A 14,316-nucleotide genomic window follows, 5' to 3' on the forward strand; every position below is an offset into this window, starting at 1 on the left:
GATGGCTAATAATATTTCGCTTTATCTTATGCCTTTTCCGTCGTTGTCAGTCAACCGGCGCTGTGAAAAATTCGATAAATCAGAAGAGTAATGAAGGATTTACGCGGATGGTTTCCAGTCGCCTTGAGATGCGTGGTATCAGCCTGGCCTTTTCCGGCTTTCAGGCGCTGTCACGGGTGGACTTTACCCTGAGCGGAGGGTCGGTGCATGCGCTGACCGGCGCCAACGGCGCGGGGAAATCGACGCTGATGGCGGTGCTGTGCGGAACGCACGATCGCTATGAAGGCGAGATTTGCATTAACAACCAGTCGGTGACGATCCGCGAGCCGCTGGACGCCAAACGGCTGGGCATTCACCTTGTGCAGCAGGAAGTGGACGTGGCGCTGATCCCGGGGCTGAGCATTGCCGAGAACATCATGCTCGACCAGCTTGCGCAGCCCGGGCACCGCTTCAGCTGGCGTGCGGTTCGTCACCAGGCGAGACAGGCGCTGGCGCAACTGGACGTGTCCATGGATGTTCGGCGATCGGTCGACAGCTGCACGCTTGCTGAAAAACAGCAGATTTTGCTGGCGCGGGCGCTGTCCCATCATTGCCGTTTTTTAATTCTGGATGAACCCACCGCACCGCTGGATGCACACGAAAGCGAGCGCCTGTTTGCGGTGGTGAGACGCCTGCAGCAGCAGGGCATCGGCGTAGTGTTTATCTCGCACCGTATTCACGAGCTGAAAGCCATCTGCGACACCCTGACGGTGCTGCGTGACGGCAAGCTGATTGAGTCCGGCCCGATGGCCGATCTCAGCGGCGAAGCGATCGTTGAGAAGATGCTTGGCCACGTGCTGAGCGATATTTACCCGCCTGCTCGCCCCCCGCACAGCGACGAAACGTTGCTGCGCGTAGAGGGCCTGCACGATGACGCGCTGCTGAAAGATATCTCCCTTCACCTGCGCAAAGGCGAAATTCTGGGCATTGCCGGGCTGGCGGGCGCGGGTAAAACCGAACTTTGTAAGGCGCTGTTTGGCGCCACGAAAAGCCGGGTGGCACAAGGCGAATTGAATTATCAGCCCTGGAAACCGCACGACCCGGCCGACTCGGTGCTGCGCGGGCTGGCGCTGGTGCCGGAGGAGCGGCGCAAGGAGGGCATTTTTATCGACGAGCCCGTGAGCATGAACCTTGCCGTGTGCGCCGATAACAGCTTCTCGCGCTGGAGCCTGTTTGGTCATCGTCAGGCGTGGCGCTGGGCAGAAGAGGTGATTGCCCGCGTCGGCGTGCGTGCGCGGGGGCCGGGGCAGGTGCTGCGCCGTTTATCCGGCGGCAACCAGCAGAAGGTCGCCATCGGTAAATGGCTGCGTAATGATGCCAGCGTGCTGATTTTCGACGAGCCGACGAAGGGCGTGGACGTGAAAGCTAAAACCGATCTGTTCCAGCTGATTGACGGCCTGGCGCGCGAGGGCAAAGGGGTGATTTATGCCTCGGGTGAATTTGCCGAGCTGGTCGGGCTGTGCGACCGCATCTGCGTGCTGTGGGACGGACGTATCGTGGCGGAAATCGCCGGGGCCGAGGCCCGTGAAGAGACACTACTTTATTATTCAACCGGAGGATCGGCGTCGTGAGTAAGGCCCTTTCAGTGACTGCGGCGGCGTCAGGCCGTCAGCATATTTTCGATTTTCTCTACAAGTGGGGCATGTTGCTGACCGTCGTCGCGCTGGTGGCGGTGTTTGGCCTGGCCTCGGACAACTTCCTCGATCCGAACAACATCATCAACATATTGCGCGCGATCGCCATCGTGACGGTGATTGCCATTGGCGTATCGATTTCGCTGACCATCGGCGGGTTCGATCTCTCCGTGGGATCCACCGCGTCGCTGGCAAACGCGCTGGTGATATCGCTTTTCGTCTGGCACGGCTTCGGCACTACCGAGTCGATTCTGATTACCCTTGCGCTCTGCACGCTGGTGGGGCTGTTCAACGCGTTTCTGATCGTCATCCTGCGTATTCCGGACATGCTCGCAACCCTCGCCAGCCTGTTTGTGATCCAGGGCGTGGCGATGACTTACAGCTATGGCGGGTCGATTACCGAAAACATGGTGCTGCCGAGCGGTGATATGGCGGAAGGGACCATTCCGGCGGCGTTCAGCCTGCTGGGGCAGGTGCCGACCATCGTCATCATCATGCTGGTGGTGACGGTTCTCGCGCAGCTGGGATTGTCCCTCACCACGCATGGCCGACGCATGTACGCCATCGGCGGCAACCCGGAAGCCGCGCGCCTCTCCGGTATTCGCACCACGCGCTACAAGGTGGCAGCTTACGTGATCGCCTCGCTGCTGGCGGGGCTGGGCGGGATTTTGCTGGCCTCGCGCATTGGCTCGTCGCAGGTGAATGCCGGGGGCGGTTATCTGATGGATGCGGTGGCCGCGGCGTGGATCGGCTTCTCGCTGGCGGGTTCCGGCAAGCCGAACGCGCTGGGGACGCTGGTTGGGGCAGTTATTCTCGGCGTGCTGTCGAACGGGCTGGTGATGCTCTCCGTGCCGTATTACGCCATGGACATTATAAAAGGGCTGGTGCTCGCGGTGGCGCTGGCGATGACCTACATACAAAAACGCTGATAACACAACAGGATAAAAAATGAAAAAAATTGCACGCTCATTGGTAGCACTTGGATTATTGACTGCGCTGCCAGGCTTCGCGGCCACGCCCGCACCGGTGCCGGCTGCCATTGCGAACCACGAGGGTCCGATCCGCATCGCGGTGATCCGCAACCTCGGCTCCGACGACAACACCACGCAGTTTGTGGCGGGGGCGATTCAGGAAGGGAAGAAACTCGGCTTTAAGGTCAGCACTTTTTTAAGCAACGGGGACGATGCCAAATTCCAGGACTTCGTGAACCAGGCAATCAGCCAGAAGTACGACGGGATTATCCTGTCTCAGGGGCGCGATCCGTACTCCACCGCGCTGGTGAAGAAGGCGGTGGATGCCGGGATTAAAGTCGCCGTGTTTGATACGGCGGTGAACGGCGAGATCCCGGGCGTGACCGTTACTCAGCAGGATGATGCTTCGCTGACGAACCTCTCCTTCGGCCAGCTGGCGAAAGATTTCAACGGAAAGGCCAATATTGTCAAGCTGTGGGTGGCGGGCTTCCCGCCGATGGAGCGTCGTCAGGCGGCGTACAAGGAACTGCAAAAACAGTATCCGGAGATCAAAGAGCTGGAATCCATTGGTGCGGTCTCCTCTGACGTGCAGGGGGATACCGCCAACAAGGTGGGCGCTATCCTGGCGAAATACCCGAAAGGAAAAATCGACGCTATCTGGGGCACCTGGGATGCCTTCAGCCAGGGCGCGTATAAGGCGCTGAAAGAGAACGGGCGCACCGAGATCAAACTCTACAGCATCGATATATCTAACCAGGATCTGCAGCTGATGCGCGAGCCGGGCAGCCCGTGGAAGGTAAGCGTGGCGGTGGATCCGAAGTTGATTGGCGCAACCAACGTGCGTTTGATCGCCAATAAGATTGCCGGAGAAGCGACCCCGGCAACCTATGACTTTAAAGCCGCTGCCATTCCGCAGGCGCTGCTGACCGCCCAGCCGGGTGGGGTGAACGTGGCGTCGCTTGGGAAAATCATTCCGGGCTGGGGCCAGACGGACGATTTTATCGCGCCGTGGTTTGCGACGCTGGAAGCTAAAAATAAATGAGTGTGCTCCCTACGCCCGAATACAGCCGCAATATGCGGCTGATTGGCCATAGCGACCAGGGCGGTCGCCCGGACGGCGTGCAGCTGATGGTGCATCGCGGTTTCGCGTATATCGGTCATATGGTGTCGCAGGGTTTTTCCATCGTCGATGTGCGCGACCCGGAAAAACCGAAAGCGGCAGGTTATGTTCCCGCGCCGCCCGGCACCTGGAACGTGCATTTGCAGGCGCATGACGATCTGTTGCTGGTGATCAACGCCCGGGATCTGTTTGCCGATGCCCGCTTTGCCGATGAGAAGGTTTACTACACCCGTCAGGTGGGGGAGACCGTCAGCGACGTGCGGGACAAAGGCTGGAGCGCCGGGCTGCGGGTGTTTGATATCTCTACCCCGGACAAGCCGCGTGAAATCGGCTTTCTTTCGCTGAACGGCATCGGGATCCACCGCATCTGGTACGTCGGCGGGCGCTGGGCGTACGTGTCGGCGCTGATTGACGGCTTTACCGATTATATCTTTCTGACCATCGATCTGGCCGACCCGCGCAAGCCTGAAGTGGCGGGGCGCTGGTGGCTGCCGGGGATGAACCAGGCCGAAGGGGAAAAGCCCAGTTGGCCCGAAGGGAAGCGCCACGCGCTGCACCACGCGATTATCGCCGGCGATACCGCCTATGGGAGCTGGCGCGACGGTGGTCTGACGCTGCTGGACGTGAAAGACCGCACTCAACCAAAGCTGATTAGCCATCGCAACTGGAGCCCGCCGTTTGGTGGCGGGACGCATACCGCGCTGCCGCTGCCGGACCGTTCCCTGCTGGTGGTGCTCGACGAAGCGGTGCTGGATAACCAGGAGGATGGGGAGAAGCTGATCTGGCTGTTTGATATCCGCGAGCCGTCGAACCCGGTGAGTATCTCGACTTTCCCGCAGCCGGATGAAACCGACTACGTGGCGAAAGGGGCGCACTTTGGGCCGCACAACCTGCACGAGAACCGGCCGGGGAGTTTTGTCAGCTCGACGCTGATTTTTGCCACTTACCAGAACGCGGGCGTACGCGCGTATGATATTTCCAACCCGTATCGCCCGGTGGAGACCGGTGCGCTGGTGCCAGCTGCGCCGGAAAGAATGATGGATACGCGGCCGAATCGCCCGCAGGTGATCCAGTCCTGCGACGTGTTTGTGGATGCTCAGGGGATTATCTACAGCACGGATTATAACGGTGGGTTGTCGGTGATTGAGTATTTAGGGTGAGTGCGGTTTGGTGCCCTCACCCCGACCCTCTCCCACGGGGAGAGGGAGAAAACCAGAAGCACTCAGCTGTACTGCCGCACGCGTGCCACCAGCTCTTCCGCGCTGTCGATGCGCTCGGCAATGACAATCAACGCCTTGCCGAGGGTAATCGCATGGCGCAGGCATTCGTGGCGCATGGCGTCATCCTGAATGGTGTCGATATCCGCGACGTGGGAAAGCCCGACGCTGCGGCGAATCAGTTCGGTGCCGCAGAAACCAATGGCGTCATGCCAGACCTTTTTCAGAAACGCGGAAGCATAGCCCGGCGCACTGAGCGCGGCGTCTCGCGTTTTTTCGTTTGCTAATGCCTGGAAGCGCTCCGCGAAGGTGTTCCACAGCGCCTGAATGTCGATCAGGCGCTGCTCGCGGGCGGCGGCGGCATCGCGAATACCCAGATGCCCCGGCAGGCCGCAGAAGTTGAGCAGCAGGTTGCCAATGGCAGTGCCGACGTCAAAGCCAATCGGGCCAACGTAGCCGAACTCGGCGTCAATGGCCTTCAGGCTGCCGTCCGCCACAAAAATGGAGCCGCTGTGAATATCCCCGTGCAGCAGCGCTTCAGCGTGTGAGAAAAAGCGATGCTTCAGGGAGGCCACGGCAATTTTCAACTGGGCATCGTCGCGCAGGGCGGCGACGTCATTTTCCAGCTCGACCGGGTAGTTGTTGCGTTCGTGGATCTGGTACGGATCGTTGAAGAACAGATCTTCGGTGATCTCACACATCTCCGGGTTGATGAATTTCGCTACCTGCGCTTTTTTCGCGTGCGGATGCAGGTAGAAATCGCTGGTGTGGAACAGCGTGTATGCGAGGTATTCACCCAGCTGACGCGCGGCCTGAGGATAGTGATTGTTTTTAATCAGCTCGCCGCGCCAGATGCGATGGCTGGAGAGATCCTCCATCACCATCACCGCCAGTTCCGGGTCAAAGTGGTGGATTTTCACGGTGTGCTGCGGGCTGTGCTGGTAATGCTCGACCAGGGTTTGCGCCTCCAGACGGGCGCGGTCCAGCGTCAGCGGCCAGGACTCGCCGACACAGCGCACGTAGGGCAGCGCCTGTTTGACGATGACGCGGCTTGTGCCCTGGGCATCGAAAATTTTGAAAACCAGATTGAGGTTGCCGTCGCCCACTTCCTGCGCCTCCACCAGCGAGGAAGGATCGTCGAGTCCACCAAACTGCCTGGCATACTCCACGGCGTCCTGAGGGGTAAAGGTACGGTATTGCGACATGGCCTGCTCCTCACGAGTTTGCTAATAAAGACATGTAGACGTCTATACATCTGGATTTCATCCTGACACAATGTGCTACAACAACGCAACAGGGAATTAACGACATGCAGACATTACAGACGACCAGCCTGCGGGTGGCGGATAATCAGCTCTTTATTCTCGACCAGCAGGCGCTTCCGCAGGAGAAACGCTGGCTTGAGGCCTCCACGGTAGAGACGCTGGTCGGGCATATCCATGCTCTGCGCGTGCGCGGTGCGCCGCTGATTGGTCTCTCTGCAAGCCTGCTGCTGGCATTGCTGGCGGAAAGCGGCAAAAGCCGTGATGAACTCGCCGTGGCGCTGGAAACCCTGCGCGCGTCCCGCCCGACGGCGGTGAACCTGATGAACAACCTTGACCGTATGAAGCTGGCGCTCTGGCAGGAAGATTTCGTTTCGGCGCTGGTGTCTGAAGCGCTGCGCCTGATTTCTGAAGACAGGCAGTTGTGTGACGCTATCGCCCGCGCGGGCAGCGCGCTGGTGACGCCCGGTAGCCGCCTGCTGACCCACTGCAACACCGGCGGGCTGGCAACGGCGGGCGTGGGCACGGCGCTGGGCGTGATTGCCCGCGCCTATCAGGAGGGAAATGTCAGCAACGTCTGGGTGGATGAAACCCGTCCGCTGCTGCAGGGCGGCAGGTTGACCGCGTGGGAGCTTGGCGAGCTGGGCGTGCCGTATCGGCTGATTACCGATTCCATGGCCGCCAGCCTGATGGCAAAAGGGGAAGTGGACGCCGTGTGGGTAGGGGCCGATCGAATTGCCGCTAACGGCGACGTGGCGAACAAAATCGGTACCTATTCCCTTGCGGTGCTGGCGAAATTCCACGGCATTCCGTTCTACGTGGCTGCCCCGCAAACAACCCTCGACCCGGAGTGCCCGAACGGAGATGCGATCCCGATTGAGCAGCGCGCCGCCAGTGAGGTGAAGGGCGTTGCGGGAAGCTTTGGGGCGGTGCAGTGGGCGCCGGAAAACGCCCTGGTCTATAACCCGGCGTTTGACGTTACGCCAGCCTCGCTGATTAGCGGCTGGGTGCTGGATACGGGCGTAGTGACGCCGGAAGAGGTGGCAAACGGGAAATTCGCCTGAGTCCGGCTATCCTTTAAGGGGTTCCCTTTAGAGGACGATATCGTGACGCTTGATCCTGATACTGACTTAAAACTGGAGCGCGTGGTGGATGCACCGCGCGACCTGCTGTGGCTCTGCTGGACCACGCCCGAGCACATCAAAAACTTCTTCATTCCTGCTCCCCATAAAGTGACCGAATGCGACCTCGACCTGCGCGTGGGCGGTCGGTTCAATACCGTATTTGAGGTGGACGGACAGCGGATGGATAACCGGGGTGTGTTTCTTGAAATCGACCCGGGAAAAAAACTGGTCTTTACCGACGGTTATACGGAAGGCTGGAAACCGGCCGAGAAGCCGTTTATGACGGCGATTTTGCTGCTGGAGGAGGTGGGCGAGGGCAAAACCCGCTATACGGCAATTGCGCGCCACCCGACGAAGGAAATTCGTGAGCAGCATGAACAGATGGGCTTCCACGAAGGGTGGGGGATTGTGCTGGATCAGCTGGTGGGGTATGTGAAAGGGCTTAACGCGTAGTGCGCGTTAAGCCCTCACCCCAACCCTCTCCCACAGGGAGAGGGAGAAAAGATTATGCCAGACGTGGATACGCATCCGCGATCGCATCGCCCGTAAACTGCGCCACCCAGCCTTCCGGATTGTCGAAAATACGGATCGCGGTAAAGTTCGGCTCTGAACCCATATCAAACCAGTGCGGCGTACCCGCGGGTACGGAGATCAGATCGTTTTTCTCGCACAGCACCTGATAAACCTCATCGCCAATGTGCAGGCAGAACAATCCCGCGCCTTCCACGAAGAAGCGCACTTCGTCTTCGCCGTGAGTATGTTCGCTCAGGAACTTTGCGCGCAGCGCGTCTTTTTGTGGGTTATCGGCCCGCAGGCTGATGACGTCCCAGCTCTGATAACCTTTCTCTGCCACCAGTTTGTCGATCGCATGCTGGTAAGCCTCAATCACCGCCTCCGGGGCGGGATCCTGACCTAAATCGCGGTCCGCGTCCCAGCGTTCAAAACGTACGCCTTTGGCGTTGAGCTGCCGGGCGATCTCGGCGGCGTCGGTGCTGTGCCACTTTGGTTGACTGGCGTCTTTATCAGAATAGACAGTTAATGCGCTCATGAAGGGATCTGCTCCGGGTTTATCTCGTCAAACTGGTGGACCTGATGGTGATGGCTTGCCCCGTCATCATCGCCGCGAATCAGCTGCAGGGTACGAAAGCCTGCCTGTTCAGCCGCGTCCAGCTCCTGATGAATATCTGACAGGAACAGGATCTGCGACGGCGCGATGCCCGTTTGGGCCGCAATGTTCTGGTAAGACGCCACCTCGCGCTTGGCGCCGATGTGGGTATCAAAATAGCCGCTGAACAGATGAGTAATATCACCTTCGTCGCTGTAGCCAAATAACAGTTTCTGTGCGGCGACAGATCCCGAGGAATAAACATAGAGATCAATCCCTTGCGCTTTCCATTTTTCCAGCGCAGGCAGGACGTCAGGGTAGAGGTGGCCGGTAAAGTCGCCATTCACGTAGCCATCGTGCCAGATGATCCCCTGAAGCGCTTTGAGCGCCGTGGATTTACGGTCTTCATCCATAAAGGCAAAGAGGGCGTCAATAAGCTCGCTGACGCTGGCGTGCGGGTTACCGATTTCATCGCGCAGATTGTCCAGAATGGATTTGACCGGCTCGGCGTACTGCTGCGCGGTGACGAACGCCGCCAGCCGCTCACGCGCGTAGGGGAACAAAACATCGTGGACAAAACGGATATCGCTGGTGGTCCCTTCAATATCCGTCACAATTGCGCGAATCATACTCTCTCCAGTTGTCGTAAACGCATTTCGCATTCAAAAAGAAATTCAAGTCCTTCCAGATGGCGGCGGGCCTCGGCCACATCGCGTCCCCAGCAGGTTAAGCCATGACCGCGCAGAAGAAAACCATAATTAAGCGGGCGTTCCTGCGCGTAATGGGCGATTCGCGAGGCGAGGGCGTCGATATCCTGGTCATTATCAAACACCGGGATGGAGACGGTATCCAGATGGGTGGCCTGTCCGGTAAGCGATTTTTGCATCTCAAAGCCGCTGATGTTCAGCTCGGTTTCCCTGACCAGACGTGACAGCACCGTCGCGTTGACGGTGTGAACGTGCAGGACAGCGTTGGCCTCGGGGAACAGGCGATAAATGAGGGTGTGTAGCCCGGTCTCTGCCGACGGCTTGCGGCCTGATGGCGCACGGTTTGTGGCGATCTCGACCTGCAGAAAATCCGCCGTGGTCAGGCTGCCTTTGTCTTTACCGGATTCGCTCAACCAGCAGAGGTGTTCATCCTGTCGCACAGACATGTTGCCACCGGTGGCGGGTGCCCAGCCTTTGGCGCCAATCCAGCGGCAGGCGTCGACAAGTTGTGTGAGTTGCAGGTTGTCTGCCATTGCCTTTTACCTCTCGACCAGGAATATTGATATGGTATAGACGTCTAAGCGTCTTGATTGCCAAATGGTAACATCGTGTTATAGTGGCAGCAACATAAGTATTACATGCAGGCACCGTATAATGAGTAATAACGCATTGATTCCTCAGAGTAAACTTCCTAATCTCGGCACCACCATCTTTACGCAGATGAGCGCACTGGCGCAGCAGCACAACGCCATTAATCTCTCTCAGGGATTCCCGGATTTTGACGGACCGGCCTGGTTGCAGGAACGACTGGCGTACCACGTTGCGCAGGGAGCAAATCAGTATGCGCCGATGACGGGCGTGCAGGCGCTGCGGGAAGCCATTGCGGATAAAACGGCGGAATTGTATGGCCATAAACCGGATGCGAATAGCGACATTACGGTGACGGCAGGGGCGACCGAAGCGCTGTATGCGGCCATCACCGCGCTGGTGCGCGCGGGCGATGAGGTCATCTGTTTTGACCCCAGTTACGACAGCTACGCGCCTGCGGTTGAACTCTCTGGCGGCGTGGTGAAACGCGTGGCGCTGCAGCCGCCGCATTTCCGCCCGGACTGGCGGGCGTTCGCTGCGCTGCTGAGCGATAAAACGCGGCTGGTGATCCTGAATACGCCCCATAACCCGTCTGCGAGCGTGTGGCAGAAAGCCGATTTTGCCGCGCTGTGGCAGGCCATTGCCGAACGTGAAATTTATGTCCTGAGCGACGAGGTGTATGAGCACATCTGTTTTACTAAAGAAGGGCACGCCAGCGTGCTGGCCCATCCGCAGCTTCGTGAACGTGCCGTGGCCGTGTCGTCATTTGGCAAAACGTACCATATGACCGGCTGGAAGGTGGGGTATTGCGTGGCACCTGCCGCCATCAGCGCTGAATTACGTAAGGTACACCAGTACCTGACGTTTGCGGTGAATACCCCGGCTCAGCTGGCGCTGGCGGACATGCTACGCGATGAACCACAGCATTATCGCGACCTGCCGGATTTTTACCGTGCACGCCGGGATCTGTTTGTGACCGCACTGGCTCAAAGTCGCCTGGAAATTTTGCCTTCCGAGGGGACGTACTTCCTGCTGGCTGACTACAGCGCCATTTCCGATCTGGATGATGTCAGTTTCTGCCAGTGGCTGACAAAAGAAGTCGGCGTGGCCGCTATTCCGTTGTCGGTGTTCTGCGCCGATCCTTTTCCGCATAAACTGATTCGTCTCTGCTTTGCGAAGCAGGAATCGACGCTACTGGCCGCGGCAGAGCGTTTGAACACGCTCTGATTATTTCACCGTCCAGGCTTCTGAGTAACGACGGTCTGCAAACAGTTCCAGCAGGCCGTTGATTTGTTTGAGACGCAGCACCTCGTCACCATCCATACCGAGCTCTTCGCTAATTCTTTCATTGCTCCAGCCAAGCTGCGCAAGTTCTCGAACGATTTCAGACATCGCGTTGATTTGATGCCGCCCGCGTGCGCGGTTGTGTCGGATGGTCGAGGCCATGCGGTCATATTTACCGAGTCGTTCCTGACGCAGGCACGTGACAGGCAGGTAACCCTTCAGCTTGCGCTTTAACGCAGCCCGACTTTTGCCAATCTCATGACGATGAAAACCATCCACAATTTCATAATGTTGTGGTTCGTTTTCTGTTACAACAATAGGCTGGGTGAATCCATCAAGTTCCAGCGACTTAATGAGCAACCGTTTTTCCGGTGGGGCCACATTATTGGGGTTGTAATCGTTAGCCGTGATAGCGTCCTGTTTGATCCACAATACGCAGTCGATGGGTTGATCGTTAAACGGGCTATATTTATGCAGTGCCTGGCGAAAGGCATTAATGGCGTTAATTTGGTCCTCTTCAGGAAGTGACTGAAGGTACGTTTCGATTTCGTTGATTATTCTTTGTCGCATAAAATGCCCCACTCCTTGCGTTTTGCCTTCACTCTGTCGCTGTAGCGCTGATAATGTTTGGGTTTGTTTGGGCTGAAAGACAGCGCTCTGCACCAGTAGTCGTTATTAAGTAAAACCTTACAAACGCGCCGCCATGAAGGGATGTCTTTGGCACCGATATCGCCCTCCTGGGTATCGGGAATATCCTCCATGCCCCTCTTCTGGTACCAGTGCAGATATATGGCGATTTTATTGCGGTAATGCTCGGCCGTATTCTGCGGCATGCTGTCGAGAAGCAGCAGGGCATATTCCCGCCAGCAAAGATGGTCCGGCTTGAGTATTTTGCGGTGACCGTAAAAATGGTTGTCGTGCCCGGCGTAAATTCCGCCGCTGCGCGCGCCGCTGACACGTGCGCACATGGTCGCCCAGCGTTCGGGCTCTACAACATGATAGAGCCATAAGCCCTGACGCTGTTCCGGGCCAAAAGGTTCGCAGATGCGCATATAGCGCGGTGGTACGCCGGCCTGATACATAAGGTCATAGAGTGTGTTATAGCTATTGCCGGTTTTTGCAAACCAGGTCCAGATATCCGCGGTTTTCCAGTCGTAGAGAGGATAGATATACCAGGCATGCCCACCCGGTGCGACGGTCGTCCAGGGTTTATCATCGGCAAAGCGTTGTTTACGCGCTGATGCGATAGCCAGAAAACGGTTGTATGACTCATCGGCGCGTATCCCGACCATGACGGCGGCCGGGCGGTTGAGAGAGAACCAGTCCGAGAAACTGCGCACAAAGGTCTCAAAAGACATTCCCCCCTGGTAAAAGGGGAAAAAGGCGGGATCTGTTATGGCATCGTCAGGCGGTTGCCGTACCCACTCGGTATTGGGTTCCCAGCATTGCCACTCTGGCTGGAATTGCGACAGGGAATTTTGCGTGGTGAGGGGAAGCGCTACCCACCAGAAACGATCGATGACATCGCTGTATAAGGCGCGCATATGTTCGACATGATTAATGGTGTAAGTAAATTGCGCTTCCCAGTCTATAAAGAGAACGTCTATTTTGCGTTTCATTTTACGGGCGCATAATGCCGTCAGATGTAACATGACGGTGGAATCTTTTCCCCCTGAAAAAGAGACACACACCCTGGATAAATTCTCCAGGGTCCATTTTATTCGCTCTTGCGTGGCATCGACTACGTTTTGATTCAATGGAAATTTGTAAAGTGACATATCAATCCATTACTGAGTGATAATGATCAGATGGCGCATGAATAATGGGGATGATACTCTTAGAAAGAAGATAATTATAGGTAAAAATTAATCATATAATTACGCTAAATACATTTCCCTTGTGAATGCATTAAAAGTAACTGACTGCTGTAAACAGTCAGTTATAATTATTGGGGTAAGTTTAAGTCATCAATAAAATTGGAGAAGGAAGCATTATTCAGTGCTGAGCGATTGTACATCATATAAACCGGGACTGTCGGGAAGGTAATGTCAGTCTCAATCTTACGGAGATTTAATGCCGGGCCATACTGCTCAAAGGCTGGCGTAGGGGCTAATCCAATCAGATCGGAATTGCCTATCATCGACAGCAGTGAGATAAACGAGTCGCTGCGGAACAGGATATTTCGTTCGGGAAGCAGTTGCTCAGTATGCTCCTGAAAATTCTTTACGCTCAACTCATCACTCAGGAAGGCCGTAAATTTTTCCTGAAGAATTTCGTCACGCGTCGCCTGTAAACCCAGGCGGGGGTGATCCTGACGGCAAACCAGCGTAAAAGACATCTGCTGGAACAAGCAGCAGGCCGTTGAACGGCTATTCAGCGGGGCGAAAGAGAAGACAAGGTCCGCTTTCCGGTATGCCAGCAGGTCTTCTGCTGAGTCCGGGGCAAGGAAGACATCATGCAGCTCAACCTGATAGTTATACTTCTCGATCAGGATTTTCATCGGATCCAGCATGATTTTAGGCGTCATAAACTGCGGACCGTAAATGACAAAGCTCTTCTTCAACCCGTTGCTGTGCATCATATTGATGGTTTGCTCAAGCTGATTGAGGTTTTGTTCAAGATGATGATGAAGGTTGACGCCAACCGTAGTGGGGGTGATGCCCTTACCTGAACGAATAAACAAGGGATCGTTGAGTTGTCCGCGCAGACGCTGCAATGACTGACTCACTGCTGAGGGAGTAATATAGAGCGTCTCAGCCGCTTTACTGATACTCAAATGTTGATAGATACATTCAAAAATGACTAGCAGGTTGAGATCAAATTTTTTAAGATCGTAGAGATTTGCCATGTGTCGTCCTGATGATGTCGTGTTTGCATGAGTTATCACATCACTGATAACTATAGTTTGAAGTTAACCATTTACAATCCTTTCGGTTAACTCTCTTAATTTTAAATTAAACGCGTCTTAATATATCACGACGTCAGATTATTAAAATAGTACTTCAAAGATGATTAAGATAATTTTATCTCACTAAGAGGCACTTTAATTGACAATTGTCATTTATATATTGAGTTATTTTTATAATAAAAATTAATTTATAACGCCCCGTCATTATGTTCGAAACTGCCTATCACAGCCATAGGCAGGAATGCCTCTCCCGTGGATTGCTCAAGCCTGGCACGGATGGTGTAATTAAACGGCTGTTACCACCTTGATGTTAAGGGCGTAGAGCGCAACGCAACGCCAGCTTAAGCTGGCACTGAA

At 56.1% G+C, this 14,316-nt stretch carries 14 protein-coding genes; 7 read left to right on the plus strand and 7 right to left on the minus strand.

What is annotated here, in order from left to right; all coding sequences use genetic code 11:
- The first annotated feature begins 107 nt into the window (after positions 1 to 107).
- From ACMGGM_RS19215 to ACMGGM_RS19230, 4 genes are read left to right on the plus strand one after another with little or no spacing between them, the layout of a single operon-like run.
- On the plus strand, positions 108 to 1,610 hold the full coding sequence (locus tag ACMGGM_RS19215; protein ID WP_014882960.1) for a sugar ABC transporter ATP-binding protein: 1,503 nt from the start codon (positions 108 to 110) through the stop codon (positions 1,608 to 1,610).
- Positions 1,607 to 2,602 (plus strand): ABC transporter permease, encoded by a 996-nt coding sequence (locus tag ACMGGM_RS19220; RefSeq protein WP_014882961.1) that lies wholly within the window; start codon positions 1,607 to 1,609, stop codon positions 2,600 to 2,602. The genes ACMGGM_RS19215 and ACMGGM_RS19220 overlap by 4 nt, the downstream gene beginning before the upstream one ends.
- Before the next feature lie 19 nt (positions 2,603 to 2,621).
- On the plus strand, positions 2,622 to 3,686 hold the full coding sequence (locus tag ACMGGM_RS19225; RefSeq protein WP_023336903.1) for a sugar ABC transporter substrate-binding protein: 1,065 nt from the start codon (positions 2,622 to 2,624) through the stop codon (positions 3,684 to 3,686).
- Positions 3,683 to 4,924 carry an LVIVD repeat-containing protein gene (locus ACMGGM_RS19230; RefSeq protein ID WP_014882963.1) on the plus strand — a complete coding sequence of 414 codons (1,242 nt, stop codon included), beginning with the start codon at positions 3,683 to 3,685 and terminating at the stop codon, positions 4,922 to 4,924. The genes ACMGGM_RS19225 and ACMGGM_RS19230 overlap by 4 nt, the downstream gene beginning before the upstream one ends.
- A gap of 62 nt (positions 4,925 to 4,986) precedes the next feature.
- Here the strand turns inward: ACMGGM_RS19230 and mtnK are convergent, their stop codons facing one another.
- The gene (gene mtnK / locus ACMGGM_RS19235; RefSeq protein WP_014882964.1) at positions 4,987 to 6,186 is read right to left on the minus strand and encodes an S-methyl-5-thioribose kinase; all 1,200 of its coding nucleotides are present in this window, start codon (positions 6,184 to 6,186) and stop codon (positions 4,987 to 4,989) included.
- A 104-nt stretch (positions 6,187 to 6,290) separates the two neighbouring features.
- Between mtnK and mtnA the strand changes: the two genes are divergently transcribed.
- Both mtnA and ACMGGM_RS19245 read left to right on the plus strand, forming a co-directional pair.
- Entirely contained in the window at positions 6,291 to 7,307 is a 1,017-nt protein-coding gene (mtnA, locus tag ACMGGM_RS19240; protein WP_014882965.1) for an S-methyl-5-thioribose-1-phosphate isomerase, read from the plus strand.
- A 42-nt stretch (positions 7,308 to 7,349) separates the two neighbouring features.
- On the plus strand, positions 7,350 to 7,820 hold the full coding sequence (locus ACMGGM_RS19245) for an SRPBCC family protein (protein WP_014882966.1): 471 nt from the start codon (positions 7,350 to 7,352) through the stop codon (positions 7,818 to 7,820).
- A 52-nt stretch (positions 7,821 to 7,872) separates the two neighbouring features.
- Here the strand turns inward: ACMGGM_RS19245 and ACMGGM_RS19250 are convergent, their stop codons facing one another.
- From ACMGGM_RS19250 to ACMGGM_RS19260, 3 genes are read right to left on the minus strand one after another with little or no spacing between them, the layout of a single operon-like run.
- Positions 7,873 to 8,415, minus strand: a complete 543-nt coding sequence (locus ACMGGM_RS19250) for a 1,2-dihydroxy-3-keto-5-methylthiopentene dioxygenase (protein WP_014882967.1) — start codon at positions 8,413 to 8,415, stop codon at positions 7,873 to 7,875.
- Positions 8,412 to 9,101 (minus strand): acireductone synthase, encoded by a 690-nt coding sequence (mtnC, locus tag ACMGGM_RS19255; RefSeq protein ID WP_014882968.1) that lies wholly within the window; start codon positions 9,099 to 9,101, stop codon positions 8,412 to 8,414. Before mtnC ends, ACMGGM_RS19250 begins: the two co-directional genes overlap by 4 nt.
- Entirely contained in the window at positions 9,098 to 9,712 is a 615-nt protein-coding gene (locus tag ACMGGM_RS19260) for a methylthioribulose 1-phosphate dehydratase (RefSeq protein ID WP_014882969.1), read from the minus strand. The genes mtnC and ACMGGM_RS19260 overlap by 4 nt, the downstream gene beginning before the upstream one ends.
- Positions 9,713 to 9,833: 121 nt before the next feature.
- On the opposite strand from ACMGGM_RS19260, the gene ACMGGM_RS19265 reads away from it, so the two are divergent.
- On the plus strand, positions 9,834 to 10,994 hold the full coding sequence (locus ACMGGM_RS19265; RefSeq protein WP_014882970.1) for a pyridoxal phosphate-dependent aminotransferase: 1,161 nt from the start codon (positions 9,834 to 9,836) through the stop codon (positions 10,992 to 10,994).
- Here ACMGGM_RS19265 and ACMGGM_RS19270 read toward each other — a convergent pair whose 3' ends face one another.
- From ACMGGM_RS19270 to citR, 3 genes are all read right to left on the minus strand, one after another.
- Positions 10,995 to 11,621, minus strand: a complete 627-nt coding sequence (locus tag ACMGGM_RS19270) for an IbrB-like domain-containing protein (RefSeq protein WP_014882971.1) — start codon at positions 11,619 to 11,621, stop codon at positions 10,995 to 10,997.
- The gene (locus ACMGGM_RS19275) at positions 11,606 to 12,829 is read right to left on the minus strand and encodes a phosphoadenosine phosphosulfate reductase (protein WP_023332379.1); all 1,224 of its coding nucleotides are present in this window, start codon (positions 12,827 to 12,829) and stop codon (positions 11,606 to 11,608) included. The genes ACMGGM_RS19270 and ACMGGM_RS19275 overlap by 16 nt, the downstream gene beginning before the upstream one ends.
- Positions 12,830 to 12,996: 167 nt before the next feature.
- A complete protein-coding gene (citR, locus tag ACMGGM_RS19280; protein WP_045134270.1) occupies positions 12,997 to 13,899 on the minus strand; it encodes a DNA-binding transcriptional repressor CitR in 903 nt (300 codons plus the stop codon).
- Positions 13,900 to 14,316: the final 417 nt, after the last annotated feature.

Origin of the sequence: Enterobacter sp. BNK-14, from assembly GCF_047456095.1 — a bacterium.
GTDB lineage: Bacteria > Pseudomonadota > Gammaproteobacteria > Enterobacterales > Enterobacteriaceae > Enterobacter > Enterobacter kobei.

Coding starts and splice junctions, on each gene's coding strand:
- ACMGGM_RS19215 (WP_014882960.1), top strand. CDS start 108: ATGGTTTCCAGTCGCCTTGAGATGCGTGGTATCAGCCTGGCCTTTTCC.
- ACMGGM_RS19225 (WP_023336903.1), top strand. CDS start 2,622: ATGAAAAAAATTGCACGCTCATTGGTAGCACTTGGATTATTGACTGCG.
- ACMGGM_RS19230 (WP_014882963.1), top strand. CDS start 3,683: ATGAGTGTGCTCCCTACGCCCGAATACAGCCGCAATATGCGGCTGATT.
- mtnK (WP_014882964.1), bottom strand. CDS start 6,186: ATGTCGCAATACCGTACCTTTACCCCTCAGGACGCCGTGGAGTATGCC.
- mtnA (WP_014882965.1), top strand. CDS start 6,291: ATGCAGACATTACAGACGACCAGCCTGCGGGTGGCGGATAATCAGCTC.
- ACMGGM_RS19250 (WP_014882967.1), bottom strand. CDS start 8,415: ATGAGCGCATTAACTGTCTATTCTGATAAAGACGCCAGTCAACCAAAG.
- mtnC (WP_014882968.1), bottom strand. CDS start 9,101: ATGATTCGCGCAATTGTGACGGATATTGAAGGGACCACCAGCGATATC.
- ACMGGM_RS19260 (WP_014882969.1), bottom strand. CDS start 9,712: ATGGCAGACAACCTGCAACTCACACAACTTGTCGACGCCTGCCGCTGG.
- ACMGGM_RS19265 (WP_014882970.1), top strand. CDS start 9,834: ATGAGTAATAACGCATTGATTCCTCAGAGTAAACTTCCTAATCTCGGC.
- ACMGGM_RS19270 (WP_014882971.1), bottom strand. CDS start 11,621: ATGCGACAAAGAATAATCAACGAAATCGAAACGTACCTTCAGTCACTT.
- ACMGGM_RS19275 (WP_023332379.1), bottom strand. CDS start 12,829: ATGTCACTTTACAAATTTCCATTGAATCAAAACGTAGTCGATGCCACG.
- citR (WP_045134270.1), bottom strand. CDS start 13,899: ATGGCAAATCTCTACGATCTTAAAAAATTTGATCTCAACCTGCTAGTC.